The organism is Propionivibrio sp. (genome assembly GCF_047602565.1).
In the GTDB taxonomy this organism is placed as follows: Bacteria; Pseudomonadota; Gammaproteobacteria; order Burkholderiales; family Rhodocyclaceae; genus Propionivibrio.
In genome coordinates this window covers 1,548,006-1,562,889 of sequence record NZ_JASGGX010000001.1, presented here as the reverse complement: position 1 = coordinate 1,562,889, position 14,884 = coordinate 1,548,006, and the positions used below count along the sequence as shown (strand labels likewise).

Here is a 14,884-nt window from a genome sequence, read left to right as displayed (position 1 = left end):
GGCGATGGCGGCCATCCTTTCCGACTCGGACCAGCATTTCCTGCAAGTCAGGGAGGTGGTCAAGGATTTCGGCGCCGTGCGGGCGGTCGATGCCGTCAGCCTGGACATCGCGCGTGGGGAAATCTTCGGCCTGCTCGGCTCATCAGGCTGCGGCAAGACGACCCTGCTGCGCATGCTGGCGGGATTCGAAACGCCGACCTCGGGACAGATCGTCCTGAACGGACAGGACATCGTCGGGCTGGCGCCCTACGAGCGGCCGATCAACATGATGTTCCAGTCCTACGCGCTGTTTCCGCACCTGTCGGTGTGGGACAACATCGCCTTCGGGCTGCGCCGCGACGGCCTGCCCAAGGACGAGATCGCCAAGCGGGTGGAGGCGATGCTCAAGCTGGTCAAGCTGGAGCGCTTCGGCGGCCGCAAGCCGCACCAGCTTTCCGGCGGGCAACAGCAGCGCGTGGCGCTGGCGCGCAGCCTGGTCAAGCGGCCGCAGCTCTTGCTGCTCGACGAGCCGCTCGGCGCGCTGGACAAGAAGCTGCGGGAAGAGACGCAGATCGAACTGGTGAACATCGTCAAGGACGTCGGCGTGACCTGCGTGATGGTCACCCACGACCAGGAAGAGGCCATGACCATGGCCGACCGCATCGGCGTCATGAACGAGGGCGTGCTGCTGCAGGTGGACACGCCCAGTGAACTCTACGAGACGCCCAACAGCCGCTTCGTCGCGGACTTCATCGGCAACGTCAACCTGATGGACGGCGTGGTGGTCGACGACCAGGCCAGCTCGGTGACCATCGAATGCGCCGACTGCTCGCATTTCGTCGGGCACGGCATCACCGGGCACGTCGGCATGGGAGTCAGCGTGGCGCTGCGGCCCGAGAAGATCTACCTCTCCCGCGAGGAGCCCGCCGGGCCGCACAACCGCGTGCGCGGCGTGGTCCAGGAAATGTCCTACTTCGGCAGCTACAGCGTCTATTTCCTCGACCTGCCGAGCGGTGCCCGGCTCAAGGTCAGCGAGGAAAACGACCAGCGCTACCGCGAAGGCAAGCCGACCTGGGGCGACACGGTGTGGGCCAGCTGGCCGCCGTCGGCGCAGGTCGTGCTCACCTTCTGAGCGAGGATCGCCGCCATGCCCTTCCTGAGTGGTGACTGGAAGCCGGGGGCGCGCACGGCGGTGATCGGCGTGCCCTTCGTCTGGCTGGCCATCTTCTTCCTGCTGCCCTTCCTGCTCGTGCTGCGCATCAGCCTGGCGCAGATGGACGGGGCGCTGATCACGCCGCTGCTGACGCTCTCGGACGACGTGCTGACCTTCCGCGTACACCTGGCGAGCTTCGTGCAGCTGGTCACGGATGACCTGTATTTCGCCACGTACCTGGTGTCGGTCAAGTACGCGCTGATCACCGCGACGGTGTGCCTGGCGATCGGCTACCCCTTCGCCTACTTCATGGCGCGCAGCGAGCGGCGCTGGCAGCCGGCGCTGCTGATGGGCGTCATGCTGCCGTTCTGGACCAGCTTCCTGATCCGCGTCTATGCCTGGAAGAGCCTGCTCGAACCGAACGGCTGGGTCGGCGCGCCGATCCACGCCTCCGGCCTCGACCACGTGCTGGCCTGGCTCGGCCTGGTCCCGTCGCCGGACCAGCTGATGTACAGCCCGTTCAGCCTGGTCCTCGGCATGGTCTACACCTACCTGCCGTTCATGGTGCTGCCGCTCTACGCCACGCTGTCCCGCATGGACCTGCGCCTGATCGAGGCCGCGCAGGACCTGGGCGCCACGCCGTGGCAGGCGTTCTGGCGGATCACCGTGCCGCTGTCGAGATCGGGCATCGTCGCGGGCTTCATGCTGGTGTTCATCCCCTGCGTCGGCGAATACGTCATCCCCGAACTGCTCGGCGGCCCGGAGACGCTGATGATCGGCCGCGTGCTGTGGGACGAGTTCTTCTCCAACAACGACTGGCCGATGGCCTCGGCCGTCGCCGTGGTGATGATCCTGGTGATCATCGTGCCGCTCGCCATCTTCGGGCGCAACCAGGCGCGCGTGCGGGAGGAGGCGTCGTGAGAACGGAGCGCAGGGCCAGGATGCTGTCCCGGCTGTGGATGGCCGCCGTCTACGGCTTCCTTTACCTGCCGATCGTCGCGCTGGTGGTTTACAGCTTCACCGAGTCGAGCGTGCCCAACGTGTGGGGCGGCTTCAGCCTGCGCTGGTACCAGGCGCTGACCACCGACACCGACCTCAAGGAAGGGCTGTGGCTGTCGCTGCAGATCGCCACCTCGACCGCCACCGCGGCGGTCGTGCTCGGCAGCCTGGCGGCGGCCTCGCTGCACCGCTATCCCCGCTTCTTCGGCCGCACGCTGTTCTCGGGCATGGTCAGCGCGCCGCTGGTCATGCCGGAGGTCATCGTCGGGCTGTCGCTGCTGCTCATGCTGGTCTCCCTGCAGCGGCTGCTCGGCGTGCCGGAACGCGGCATGGTGACGATCTGGCTCGGCCACCTGCTGCTCGGCATGGCCTACGCCACGGTGGTCATCCACGCGCGCCTGAAGGACCTCAACCCGCAGCTGGAGGAAGCCGCCCAGGACCTGGGCGCCAAGCCCTGGCAGGTGTTCTTCCTGATCACCATCCCGATGATCGCCCAGGCGCTGCTGTCGGCCTGGCTGCTGACCTTTACGCTGTCGCTGGACGACGTGGTGCTCTCGGCCTTCCTGTCCGGGCCGGGGTCGACCACCATGCCGCTGGTGATCTTCTCGCGCGCCCGGCTGGGGCTGAATCCGTCGGTCAACGCCATCGCCACGGTGGTGGTGGTGATCGTGGCCATCGGCGTGGCGATCGCCAGCTACATGATCGCCCAGCAGGAACGCCGCCGCGCCAACGAGATGGCCGCCGCCCAGCGGTTTCACTGAACGGGCGCCGGGCGGCGCGCAAGTTTGCATGACCCGCGATTGAACCAACTTTCGGAGGATATATGGCGCTGTTCCTGAATGAAGACGATGTGCGGCAGTTGCTGACCATGCCGCTGACCCTGGAGGCGGTCGAAGAGGCGCACACGGAGCTGTCCCTGGCCCGGGCCGTGGACGTCCCGCGCCAGCGCACCCGGCTGCCGCAGACCGCGCTGCACATCCTGCAGGGCGCGCTGCCCGGACGCGACGCGATCGGCTACAAGGCCTACACCAGCAACCGCTCCGGCGTGCGCTTCCTGGTGCACGTGTTCAGCGCCGCCAGCGGCGCCCTGCGCGTGGTGCTGGCGGCCGACTACCTGGGCATGATGCGCACCGGCGCCGCCTCGGGCGTGGCCACGCGCTGGCTGGCGCGGCCGGATGCCGAGGTGATGGGCGTGTTCGGCGCGGGCTGGCAGGCCGAGGGCAACATCGAGGCGGTGGCGGCGGTGCGCAAGCTGCGCAGGGTCAAGGTGTTCGCGCGCAACGCCGAGCGCCTGGCCGCCTTCTGCGCCAGGATGTCCGATCGCCTGGGGCTCGACGTCGTGCCGGCGGCGTCGCCCGAGGACGCGGTGCGCGGCAGCGACATCGTCAGCACCATCACCACGGCCGCCAATCCGCTGTTCGACGCCGCCTGGCTGTCGCCGGGCACGCACATCAACGCGGCGGGCTCCAATTCGGTGATCCGCCGCGAGGTCGGCGAGGACGTGCTCAAGCTCTGCCGGCCGATCGTCGTGGACAGCGTTGACACCGCGCTCAAGGAGGCCGGCGACCTGCTGCCGTTGCTCGAAAAGGGGCGGCTCTCCGAGCGCCAGCTGGTCGAACTGGGCGACGTGATCCTCGGCCGCCATCCGGGCCGCGCCAAGCCCGAGGACATCACCCTGTTCGAATCGCAGGGCATGGCCATCCAGGACATCGCGGTGGCCGTCCGGCTGGAGGCCCTGGCGCGCGAGCAGGGACTGGGTATCGAGCTGCCGTACGGCGCCTGACCGGCGGCGGCGCGGGTCTGACGGCCGGTACCGGCGGCGCCGATTTTCGCCGCGCCGATTGACGGCCTTCGCGTGTTGCTAGGAGAATGCTCGCCGAAACTTGCGAGCCCGCGGGAGAAGCGGGCGTGTTTTTGACGGGGAGATGACGTGGTCAGCACGATGAGCGGGGCGCTCGAAATCGTCGCCCGGACCGATCCGGGACTGGTGCGCGAGCACAACGAGGACGCGGTCTTCGTCAATCCGGCCCGCGGGGTGGTGATCCTGGCCGACGGCATGGGCGGTTACAACGCCGGCGAGGTGGCCAGCGGCATGGCCACCTCCTTCCTTTCCTCCGCGCTCGAAACGTCCTTCTTCGAGCCCGTCCGGGGCGCCGCCGACGGCCGGCCGTCCGCCAGCCGCTGCCTGGAGGAGTGCATCGGCCAGGCCAACACCGCGATCTACAACGCCGCGCTCAGCGAGCCGCAGTATTCGGGCATGGGCACCACGCTGGTGATGGCCCTGTTCTCCGACGACCGCGTCGCCGTGGCGCACATCGGCGACTCCCGGCTCTACCGGCTGCGCGACGGCCAGTTCACGGTGGTGACCCACGACCATTCGCTGCTGCAGGAGCAGATCGACCAGGGCCTGATCACCGTCGAGGAGGCGCGCTTCTCGCAGAACAAGAACCTGGTGACGCGGGCGCTCGGCGTGGAACCCGCGGTGGAGTCGGAGATCCACGAATACGACGTCCTGCCGGGCGACCTCTACCTGTTCTGTTCGGACGGGTTGAACGACATGCTGCCCGACGACGAAATCCTGCTGGCGTTGCAGACGCTGTCGGTCAACCTGGAACTGGCCGCCGATCAGCTCATCCAGATGGCCAACGACAACGGCGGGCGTGATAACGTTTCGGTCATTCTGGTGAAGGTGCACCACGCCTTCCCCGAGAGCCCGGACAACAAGTAGGGAAAGCCAAGAACAGGGAGGCGGACAGTGGCAAAGCTGATACTGAGCATGGATGGCCTGGTCCTCAAGGAAATCGGCCTGAACAAGGAGCGCATGACGATCGGCCGGCGCCCGTCCAACGACATCCAGATCGACAACCTGGCTATCAGCGGCGAGCATGCCGCGGTGGTGACCATCCTCAACGATTCGTTTCTCGAGGACCTGAACAGCACCAACGGCACCCTGGTGAACGGCCAGCCGATCAAGAAGCACTTCCTCAAGAACGGCGACGTCGTCGAGCTCGGCAAATACAAGCTCAAGTACATCGCCGAGGCCGCCGCGCCGGCCGATCCCGACTACGAGCGGACCATGGTGCTGCGGCCGAACATGCTGACGCCCGCGCCGGCTCCGGCCCCGGCGGCCGCGCCGCCGCGCGCCGGGGACGCCCCCGCGCCGCAGGCCGTCCCGGTTCCCGCCGCGGCGCCGGCCGCGCTCGGCGCCATCCAGGTGCTGAACGGCGCCAACGCCGGCCGCGAGCTGGAACTGACCAAGACCCTGACCACCCTGGGCAAGCCGGGGCGGCAGGTCGCCGTGATCGCCCGGCGGCCGCAAGGCTACTTCATCACGCACGTCGAGGGGGCGAGCTTCCCGGCGGTGAACGGGCAGACGCTCGACGCCCAGGCGCACCCGCTCAAGGATCACGACGTGATCGAGATCGCCGGCATCAAGATGGAGTTCTTCCTGAAGGGATGACGCGATCCGGCGCCCCCGCGGGCGGCCGGTCCGCGTGACATAGTTCCTCGCCGCGGCGGCGGCCGGCCGGCTAAGCTTGTCCGATTGCGGGATTGAACCGGCAGCGGGGCGGGGCGTCGAAAAACCGGGGGACGGGCGGATGAAAGTCAGGGTACTGGGGTGTAGCGGCGGCATCGGCGGGCAGGGCCTGCGCACCACCTCGCTGCTCGTCGACGACGACGTCCTGATCGACGCGGGTACCGGCCTGACAGACCTGCCGCTCGCCGCGCTGGCCGCCATCGACCACGTGTTCATCACCCATTCCCATCTCGACCATATCGCCGCGCTGCCGCTGATGATCGATTCGGTGGCCGACCTGCGCGATGCGCCGGTGGTCATCCACGCCACCGCGGCGACGCTGGAGGCGATCCGCGCGCACATCTTCAACTGGGCCATCTGGCCGGATTTCAGCGAGATCGCCATCCGCGACCGCCGGATCATGCGATACGAGACGATCCGCGTCGGCCAGCGGGTCCGCCTGGGCGGGCGCGGCATCGCCGCCGTGCCGGCCGAGCACACGGTGCCCGCCGTCGGCTACCACCTCGACTCCGGCGACGCCAGCCTGGTGTTCACCGGCGACACCACGGCCAACGACCAGTTCTGGCCGGTGGTCAACCGTATCGCCAACCTGCGCTACCTGATCATCGAGACGGCCTTCTCGGACCGCGAGGAGGCGCTGGCGCGCATTTCGAAGCACCTGTGCCCGCGCCTGCTGTTCGCGGAGCTGGACAAGCTGTCCGTGCCGGCGGAGGTGTACGTCACGCACCTCAAGCCGGGGCAGAGCGAGGTCATCGCCGGCGAGCTGGGCAAGCCGGGCGGGCGTCCGCCGCCGGGCATCCTGCGCCACGGCCAGGTTTTCGAGTTCTGAGCGGGGCCGCCGCGTGACGCCACCCGTCGATCTTTCCCAGCGCTACGCGCAGCTCAACGACATCGGCGTGTCGCTGTCGAACGAGGCCAACCTCGCGCGGCTGCTCGAAGGCATCCTGCTGGCGGCCAAGGCGATCACCCGGGCCGACGGCGGCACGCTGTACCGGGTCAGCGAAGACCGGCGCACGCTGCACTTCGAGATCGTGCGCACCGATTCGCTGAACCTGGCGTTCGGCGGCATCAGCGGCCTGCCGATTTCCGCCCAGTTCAGCGACCTGCCGCTGTACCACGAGAACGGCGAGGCGAACAATTCGATGGTGGCGGCGTACTGCGCCCTGCATGCGCGCACGGTGAACATCGCGGACGCCTACCACGAGCAGGGCTTCGATTTCTCGGGGACGCGGGCCTTCGACCGCAGCACCGGCTACCGCTCGCAGTCCTTCCTCACCGTGCCGATGAAGAATCACGAGAACGAAATCATCGGCGTGCTGCAGCTGATCAACGCCATCGATCCGGAAACCGGCGCGGTCGGCGCGTTCTCCGACGCCGACCGGCACCTGGCCGAGTCGCTGGCCTCGCAGGCGGCGGTGGCGCTGACCAACCGCCTGCTGGTCGACCAGCTGGAAAAGCTGTTCGAATCGTTCATCACCCTGATCAACCTGGCGATCGACGAAAAGTCGCCCTACACCGGCGGCCACTGCCAGCGCGTGCCGGCGCTGACCATGATGCTGGCCGAGGCCGTCTCCGCCACCGAGAGCGGCCCGCTCGCCGGCTTCACGCTCGACGACAAGGACCGGCACGAGCTGAAGATCGCCGGCCTGCTGCACGACTGCGGCAAGGTGACGACACCGGTGCACATCGTCGACAAGGCGACCAAGCTGCAGACCATCTGCGACCGCATCGAGCTCATCGACACCCGCTTCGAGGTGGTCCGGCGCGACGCCGAGCTGGCCATGCTGCGCGCGCTGCAGGCCGGCGCCGACCCGCGCGCGGCGACGCGCGACTACGAGGAAAAGCTGCAGCGCATCGCCGAGGACCGCGCCTTCCTGGCGCAGGTCAACAAGGGCAGCGAATCGATGCGGCCCGAGGACCAGGAGCGGGTGCGCCGGATTTCGCGGCGCTACCGCTGGACCGATCCCGACGGCGACGAGGTCGATTTCCTCTCCGACGACGAGATCGAGAACCTGACCATCCGCCACGGCACGTTGACCGCGGCCGAGCGCGAGATGATCAACTACCACATCGTCGCCACCATCAAGATGCTCGAATCGCTGCCCTGGCCGAAGCACCTGAAGAACGTCCCGGAATACGCCGGCGGCCACCACGAGCGCATGGACGGCCGCGGCTACCCGCGCGGGCTGACGCGCGACGAAATGTCGGTGCAGGCGCGGATCATGGGCATCGCCGACATCTTCGAGGCGCTCACCGCGCGCGACCGGCCGTACAAGCCGGGCATGAAGCTGTCCGAGGCCCTGCGCATCCTGGAGAACTTCAGCCGCAACGGGCACATCGATCCGGACATCCACGCGGTGTTCGTGCGCCGCAAGGTGTACCTGGAATACGCCCGCGAATACCTCGATCCCGCGCAGATCGACGTCTCCGACTGAGCTGCCGCGCCGCCGCGGCACGGTAGAATAGGGTTTTTTTCGCAGGCGGAACCCATGTATCTCATCGCTCCCAGCATCCTTTCGGCCGACTTCGCGCGGCTCGGCGAGGAAGTGGTCGACGTCATCGCGGCCGGCGCCGACTGGATCCACTTCGACGTGATGGACAACCACTACGTGCCCAACATGACGATCGGTCCGGTGGTGTGCAAGGCGATCCGGCCGCTGACGCAGGCGGTGATCGACGTGCACCTGATGGCCAAGCCGGTCGACCGCCTGATCGGCGACTTCGCCGAGGCCGGCGCCAACGTCATCACCTTCCATCCGGAAGCCTCGGAGCACGTCGACCGCAGCCTGTCGCTGATCCGCGAGTGCGGCTGCCAGGCCGGGCTGGTGTTCAATCCCGCGACGCCGCTGCACTACATGGACTACGTGATGGACAAGCTCGACATGGTGCTGCTGATGGGGGTCAACCCCGGCTTCGGCGGCCAGAAGTTCATCCCCGCCACGCTCACCAAGCTGCAGCAGGCGCGCGCCAGGATCAAGGACTACGAACAGGAAACCGGCCGCCGCATCCGCGTCGAGATCGACGGCGGCGTCAAGGTGGACAACATCGCGGCCATCGCCCTGGCCGGCGCCGACACCTTCGTCGCCGGCTCGGCGATCTACGAGGCCGGCAAGGAAAGCGATCCGCACCGCTACGACTCGGTGATCGCGGCCATGCGCGCCCAGCTGGCGCGGGTGTGAGGCGCGCGATGACGACCGTAGACGTCCGCGCCGTCCTCTTCGATCTCGACGGCACGCTGCTCGACACCGTGCCCGACCTGCACGCCGCGGTCTGCGCCATGCTCGCCGACCTCGGGCGTCCCGCGCTGCCGGAAGAGGCGGTGCGCAGCTACGTCGGGCGCGGCATCGCCAATCTGGTCAAGCGCGCGCTGGCCGGCTCGCTGGACGTGGCCGAGGACGATGCGCCGGCCCCGCCCGACGCGCTCGCCAGCTTCCGCCGGCACTACGCGCGCGAGAACGGCCGGCGCACGCAGTTCTTCCCCGGCGTGCGCGAAGGGCTCGAAGCGATCCGCGCCGCCGGCCTGCCGATGGCGGTGATCACCAACAAGGCCGAGGCCTTCACCCGGCCGCTGCTGGAAATGACCCGGCTGGCGGAGTTCTTCTCCGTGGTGGTGAGCGGCGACAACCTGCCCCGGCACAAGCCCGATCCGATGTCGCTGGTGTGGACCTGCGGCCGCCTCGGCGTCTCGCCGGCCGACGCGCTGTTCATCGGCGATTCGGTCAACGACTTCCTGGCCGCGCGGGCGGCCTGCTGCCGCGTCTTCCTGCTGCCCTACGGCTACAACGAGGGGCGCGACGTGCGGGAGCTGGATTGTGATGCTATAGTCCCGAGCATTGTTTCGGCCGCCGGGCTGATCCGTCATCGAGCAGCGTAATCCGAACGCATGAACGCAACTCTCCGCAACCTGCATCCCGAGCCCGCATTCTGGGCGGAGGCGTGGCCCTGGCGATCCTGCCGGAAAGTCTAGCCTCCGTTCCGGCACGCCCGCGCGTGCCGCGTCCCGTCTTGCAGTTCCCGTTCGTGGAGTCGTTTCATGAAAGAAGCCCAATTCGATCAGCTCGCCGCTGAAGGTTACAACCGCATCCCCGTCACCCTCGAGACCTTCGCGGATCTCGACACCCCGCTCTCGATCTATCTCAAGCTGGCCAACGGCCCGTACACCTACCTGCTCGAATCCGTGCAGGGCGGCGAGCGCTTCGGCCGCTACTCGATCATCGGGCTGGCCAGCCCCACGCGCATCGTGGTCAACCGGCAGCAGGTGCTGGTGCTCACCGGCGACCGCATCGCCGAGCGCGCCGAGAACGTCAATCCGCTCGACTTCATCGGCGACTACCTGGCGCGCTTCCGCGCCGCGCCGCTGCAGGGCCTGCCGCGCTTCTGCGGCGGCCTGGTCGGCTGCTTCGGCTACGACACCGTGCGCTACATCGAGCCGCGCCTGGAAAAAGGGCGCAAGCCCGGCGAGCCGGGCGTCCCCGACATCCTGCTGCTGCTCTCCGAAGAGATCGCGGTGGTCGACAACCTGTCCGGCAAGCTCACGCTAGTCGTCTTCGCCGAGCCCGGCGTGCCCGGCGCCTACCAGAAGGCGCAGGCGCGGCTGAAGGTGCTGCTCGCCCGGCTGCGCGAACAGGTGGCCGTGCCGCCGGAGCAGCCGGCGGGCTCGCAGCCGGCCGTCTCGGTGTTCGGGCAGGAGCGCTTCAAGGAGGCCGTGGTCAGGGCCAAGCAGTACATCACCGACGGCGACATCATGCAGGTCGTGCTGTCCCAGCGCATGAGCAAGCCGCTCGGCGCGAGCCCGCTGGCGCTCTACCGTTCATTGCGCTCGCTCAATCCGTCGCCGTACATGTTCTATTTCGACTTCGAGGATTTCCACGTCGTCGGTGCGTCGCCGGAAATCCTGGTGCGCCTGGAAGGCGACACGGTGACGGTGCGGCCGATCGCCGGCACGCGCAAGCGCGGCGCCACCTTCGAGGAGGATCAGGCGCTGGCGGCCGAGCTACTGGCCGACGAGAAGGAATGCGCCGAGCACCTGCAGCTGCTCGACCTCGGCCGCAACGACACCGGCCGCGTGGCGCGTGTGGGCACGGTGAAGCTGACCGAGAAGATGACCATCGAGCGCTACTCGCACGTGATGCACATCGTCTCCAACGTCGAGGGCAAGCTGCAGCCGGGGCTGAACGCGCTCGACGTGCTCAAGGCCACCTTCCCGGCCGGCACCGTGTCCGGCGCGCCGAAGGTGCGGGCGATGGAGATCATCGACGAACTGGAGCCGAGCGGCCGCGGCATCTACGCCGGCGCCGTCGGCTACCTCGGCTTCCACGGCGACATGGACCTGGCAATCGCCATCCGCACCGCGCTGGTCAAGGACGGCCAATTGCACGTGCAGGCCGGCGGCGGCATCGTCGCCGACTCGGTGCCCGAGTCCGAATGGCAGGAAACGCAGAACAAGGCCCGCGCCGTGCTGCGCGCCGCCGAGCTGGCCGAGAACGGGCTCGACACGCGCTTCGACTGAACGGAAAAGCAAAAAGCGTTTTAACCACAACGACACAACGGGCACAACGAAAGACAAAATCTTGTTTTTTCGTTGTGCCCGTTGTGTCGTTGTGCCCGTTGTGTCGTTGTGGTTGATTATTTCGCCTTTTCCGCGACCTCCCTGGTCAATAGCGGCCGTTCGATCAGCCGCGCGCCTCGCTCAGCCGCCGGCCGGGTTCCGGCAGGGCGGGCGCCTTGCCCAGCAGGCCCAGCACCACCTGCAGCGCCATCGCCACGGCGCCGCCGATGAACACCAGGTCGCCGAAGGTGCGCACCCAGCGCAGCGTGTGCAGCAGCGGCTGCTGCAGGAATTCCTCGCTGCGCGCGTACCACAGGCCGTGGCTGACGCTGGCGTGGAACTGGATGAAGCCGATCGGCAGGAGGCTGGTGAAGATCATCAGCACCAGGCCCGCGTTGAGGCCCCAGAACGCCGTGCGCATCAGCGCCGCGTTGAATGCGTAGTGCGGCCGCACGTAGCGCAGCACCAGCAGCGTGAAGCCCAGCGCCAGGAAGCCGTAGACCCCGAACAGCGCGGCGTGCGCATGCACCGGCGTGGTGTTCAGGCCCTGCACGTAGTACAGCGAGATCGGCGGGTTGATCATGAAGCCGAACACCCCGGCGCCGAGCATGTTCCAGAACGCCACGGCGACGAAGCACATCAGCGGCCACTTCAGTTCCTCCATCCACGGCGCGCGCGTCTTCAGGCGCCAGTTCTCCCAGGCCTCGTGCCCGAGCACGATCAGCGGCATGACCTCCAGCGCGCTGAAGCTGGCGCCGACGGCCATCACCGGCGTGGTGGTGCCGGAGAAGTACAGGTGGTGGAAGGTGCCGGGAATGCCGCCGAGCATGAACAGCGAGGCCGAGGCCAGACTCGCCGCGCCGGCCATGCGCACCGACACCAGGCCGAGCGTGGAGAAGATGAAGGCCAGCGCGGTGGTGGCGAAGACCTCGAAGAAGCCTTCCACCCACAGATGCACCACCCACCAACGCCAGTACTCCATCACCGACAGGTGCGTGCGCTCGCCGTAGGCCAGGCCGGCGCCGTAGAACAGGCCGATGGCGCCGACCGAGGCGGTCAGCAGCGCCAGCAGGTTGCGGTCGGTGCCCTTCTTGAGCAGCGCCGGCACCACGCCGCGCAGCATCAACACCAGCCACAGCAGGATGCCGATGTACTTGCCGATCTGCCACAGGCGGCCGAGGTCGACATATTCATAACCCTGGTGGCCGAGCCAGAAGTTCCACTCGGGCGGCATCACCTGGCGGATGGCCAGGTAGTTGCCGGCGAAGGAGCCCACCACGACCAGCACCAGCGCCCAGAACAGCACGTTGACGCCGAGCTTCTGGTACTTGGGGTCCTTGCCGCCGTTGATCAGCGGCGCCAGGAACAGTCCGGCCGCGAGAAAGCCCGTGGCGATCCAGAACAGCGCGGACTGGATGTGCCAGGTGCGCGTCAGCGCGTACGGGAACCACTGCGACACGTCGAGGCCGTAGAACTTCTGCCCCTCGATGGTGTAGTGCGCGGTGAAGCCGCCGATGAAGACCTGGAAGACGAACAGCGCCACCACCAGGAACAGGTACTTGCCCAGGCTGCGCTGCGAGGGCGTCAGCGCGAAGACGGTCAGCGGATCGCGCGCGGCGGGCTCGGGCAGCGGCTCCTCGTGCTGGCGCAGGAAGGCCCAGCACCACACCAGGAAGCCCACGCCGGCCAGCAGCACCACCACGCTGGTGATCGACCAGACGACGTTCTCGCCGCTCGGCTGGTTGCCGATCAGCGGCTCGTGCGGCCAGTTGTTGGTGTAGGTCACGTCGTGGCCCGGCCGCTCGGTGGCGGCCGCCCAGGCGGTCCAGAAGAAGAACTGCGTGAGCTGCTGGCGCCGCTCGGCGCTGGGCAGCGTGTTCTCCTTCATGGCGAAGTGCTCGCGGCTCTTCTGCAGCTCGGGCGCGTCGGAGAACAGCTTGTCGTAGTACGCGGCAGTTTGCGCGATGGCCTGCGCGCGGCGGTCCGAAATCTTCAGCACGTCCGCCGCGTCGGTGCGGTTGCCGCGGTATTCCTCGCGCAGCTGCTCGCGCAGTGCCGCCTGCGTCGGCCCGTCGAGCGCGGCGTAGTCCTTGCCGTGCGCCTGCCGCGCGGCCAGGTCGAGCCAGGCGGTCAGCTCGCGGTGCAGCCAGTCGGCCGTCCAGTCGGGCGCTTGGTAGGCGCCGTGGCCCCAGATCGAGCCCAGCTGCATGCCGCCCACCGACTGCCAGGCCGTCTGGCCGTCGAGGATACCGTCCCTGGTGAACAAGACCTTGCCGTCCTGCGTGGCGACCTGCGCCGGAATCGGCGGCGCCTGCCGGTAAACCTCGGCGCCGTAGTAGCCCAGCAGCGAAAACGTGACGATCAGCACGCCGATCAGCGTGAACCAGAGTCTCTTGTACGAGCCCATGCGTCTCTCCTTGGTCAAAGCGTGGCTGCCGGCGCGAAGCGCCCGGACAGGGTGTCGTTTTCGGCCGGTCGGCGGTCCCGCGGGGCGGCGTGGCGGGCATGCCGTTCCGCGGATGGGTCGATGCGTTTCATCGTTGCTCCTGGGTACGTGGAAAAGAAACTATGGAAACTGGGGCGCCGGCGTCATGGACGCCGGAACATCGTTTTCCTTGGTCTTGTGTGAACTCGGCGTTTGCCTACGCGAGAGTCGTGCCAGGAAAAATAATTTTAATAATCAGAGGATTGAAAATTGAACGGTGTTTTGTACCGTGAGATAAAAGGGTTCTATTTACCTTTTATGGTCGTTGCGACCCTGTTCGCGCCGCGCCGCCCGGCATTCCCGCGTGCCGGCCGATTCATCGCCAGCGGTGGCGCGATGCATGAAATTGACGTGCAGCGAGTAGTCATCGATCCGCTCTGAAGGTAAAATCCCCCGTATGCAGCACTCTTTCCTATTCCTTCGGTTCTGCTCGGGTCGCTGGTGGCGGTAGTCCGCCATACGACCTCTCTCCGCTTGCCCCTTCCCGCTTGACGGGACGTCGGGGCGGCCCCGCAAGACGGGGCAAATGAGTTGCGAAAATCGGACCGCGTGCGGTCGTCAGACCGTCCGGCCCATTCGCTGGCAACTTCATCCAATTACCGACATGGAATAGATATGCTGCTGATGATCGACAACTACGATTCATTCACCTACAACCTCGTCCAGTATTTCGGCGAGCTCGGGCAGGAGGTGAAGGTGTTCCGCAACGACGCCGTCACCGTCGCCGAAATCGCCCGCCTCGACCCTGAATTCCTGGTCGTTTCTCCCGGCCCGTGCACGCCGGCCCAGGCCGGCATCTCGCTCGCGGCGATCCGCGAGTTCGCCGGCAGGATTCCGCTGCTCGGCGTGTGCCTCGGCCATCAGGCGATCGGCGAGGCGTTCGGCGGCCGCGTTGTGCACGCCAAGCGGCTGATGCACGGCAAGGTCTCGCCGGTGCATCACTCCGATACCGGGGTTTTCCGCGGTCTGCCGAATCCGGTCACCTGTACGCGCTACCACTCGCTGGCGATCGAGCGCGAGACGCTGCCGGACTGCCTGGAGATCACGGCCTGGACCGACGACGGCGAGATCATGGGGGTGCGCCACAAGACGCTGGCCGTGGAAGGCGTGCAGTTCCATCCCGAATCGATCCTGACCGAGCACGGTCACGACCTGCTGAAAAACTTTCTTACGAGGTAAGCC

14 protein-coding genes are annotated in these 14,884 nt (G+C 67.4%); 13 read left to right on the top strand and 1 reads right to left on the bottom strand.

Annotated elements, in window-relative coordinates:
• Window positions 1–4: 4 nt before the first annotated feature.
• The 11 genes from QM701_RS07200 to trpE all read left to right on the top strand — a co-directional run bounded on the left by QM701_RS07200 (window position 5) and on the right by trpE (window position 11,178).
• Window positions 5–1,111 (top strand): ABC transporter ATP-binding protein, encoded by a 1,107-nt coding sequence (locus tag QM701_RS07200; RefSeq protein ID WP_415166408.1) that lies wholly within the window; start codon window positions 5–7, stop codon window positions 1,109–1,111.
• Between the two features lie 15 nt (window positions 1,112–1,126).
• The gene (locus QM701_RS07195) at window positions 1,127–2,053 is read left to right on the top strand and encodes an ABC transporter permease (protein WP_415166407.1); all 927 of its coding nucleotides are present in this window, start codon (window positions 1,127–1,129) and stop codon (window positions 2,051–2,053) included.
• Complete coding sequence (locus tag QM701_RS07190; RefSeq protein WP_415166406.1) at window positions 2,050–2,892, top strand: ABC transporter permease; 843 nt, start codon at window positions 2,050–2,052, stop codon at window positions 2,890–2,892. The genes QM701_RS07195 and QM701_RS07190 overlap by 4 nt, the downstream gene beginning before the upstream one ends.
• A gap of 62 nt (window positions 2,893–2,954) precedes the next feature.
• Window positions 2,955–3,914: an ornithine cyclodeaminase family protein gene (locus QM701_RS07185; protein ID WP_415166405.1), complete on the top strand. Its 960-nt coding sequence runs from the start codon at window positions 2,955–2,957 to the stop codon at window positions 3,912–3,914.
• 147 nt (window positions 3,915–4,061) lie between these two features.
• Window positions 4,062–4,859 carry a Stp1/IreP family PP2C-type Ser/Thr phosphatase gene (locus QM701_RS07180; RefSeq protein ID WP_415166404.1) on the top strand — a complete coding sequence of 266 codons (798 nt, stop codon included), beginning with the start codon at window positions 4,062–4,064 and terminating at the stop codon, window positions 4,857–4,859.
• Window positions 4,860–4,886: 27 nt separating this feature from the next.
• On the top strand, window positions 4,887–5,591 hold the full coding sequence (locus tag QM701_RS07175) for an FHA domain-containing protein (protein WP_415166403.1): 705 nt from the start codon (window positions 4,887–4,889) through the stop codon (window positions 5,589–5,591).
• A 139-nt stretch (window positions 5,592–5,730) separates the two neighbouring features.
• Entirely contained in the window at window positions 5,731–6,498 is a 768-nt protein-coding gene (locus tag QM701_RS07170; RefSeq protein WP_415166402.1) for an MBL fold metallo-hydrolase, read from the top strand.
• Between the two features lie 13 nt (window positions 6,499–6,511).
• On the top strand, window positions 6,512–8,104 hold the full coding sequence (locus tag QM701_RS07165) for an HD domain-containing phosphohydrolase (RefSeq protein WP_415166401.1): 1,593 nt from the start codon (window positions 6,512–6,514) through the stop codon (window positions 8,102–8,104).
• Window positions 8,105–8,158: 54 nt separating this feature from the next.
• Window positions 8,159–8,848: a ribulose-phosphate 3-epimerase gene (rpe, locus tag QM701_RS07160; protein WP_415166400.1), complete on the top strand. Its 690-nt coding sequence runs from the start codon at window positions 8,159–8,161 to the stop codon at window positions 8,846–8,848.
• 8 nt (window positions 8,849–8,856) lie between these two features.
• Window positions 8,857–9,543 carry a phosphoglycolate phosphatase gene (locus tag QM701_RS07155; RefSeq protein WP_415166399.1) on the top strand — a complete coding sequence of 229 codons (687 nt, stop codon included), beginning with the start codon at window positions 8,857–8,859 and terminating at the stop codon, window positions 9,541–9,543.
• A 159-nt stretch (window positions 9,544–9,702) separates the two neighbouring features.
• Entirely contained in the window at window positions 9,703–11,178 is a 1,476-nt protein-coding gene (gene trpE, locus QM701_RS07150; protein WP_415166398.1) for an anthranilate synthase component I, read from the top strand.
• A 163-nt stretch (window positions 11,179–11,341) separates the two neighbouring features.
• Here trpE and QM701_RS07145 read toward each other — a convergent pair whose 3' ends face one another.
• Window positions 11,342–13,624, bottom strand: coding sequence for a nitric-oxide reductase large subunit (locus QM701_RS07145; RefSeq protein WP_415166397.1), 2,283 nt, complete (start codon window positions 13,622–13,624; stop codon window positions 11,342–11,344).
• A 288-nt stretch (window positions 13,625–13,912) separates the two neighbouring features.
• Between QM701_RS07145 and QM701_RS07140 the strand changes: the two genes are divergently transcribed.
• Together QM701_RS07140 and QM701_RS07135 are read left to right on the top strand one after the other, a co-directional pair.
• Window positions 13,913–14,083 (top strand): hypothetical protein, encoded by a 171-nt coding sequence (locus QM701_RS07140; protein ID WP_415166396.1) that lies wholly within the window; start codon window positions 13,913–13,915, stop codon window positions 14,081–14,083.
• Window positions 14,084–14,317: 234 nt separating this feature from the next.
• Complete coding sequence (locus QM701_RS07135) at window positions 14,318–14,881, top strand: aminodeoxychorismate/anthranilate synthase component II (RefSeq protein WP_415166395.1); 564 nt, start codon at window positions 14,318–14,320, stop codon at window positions 14,879–14,881.
• The last annotated feature ends 3 nt before the right edge of the window (window positions 14,882–14,884 follow it).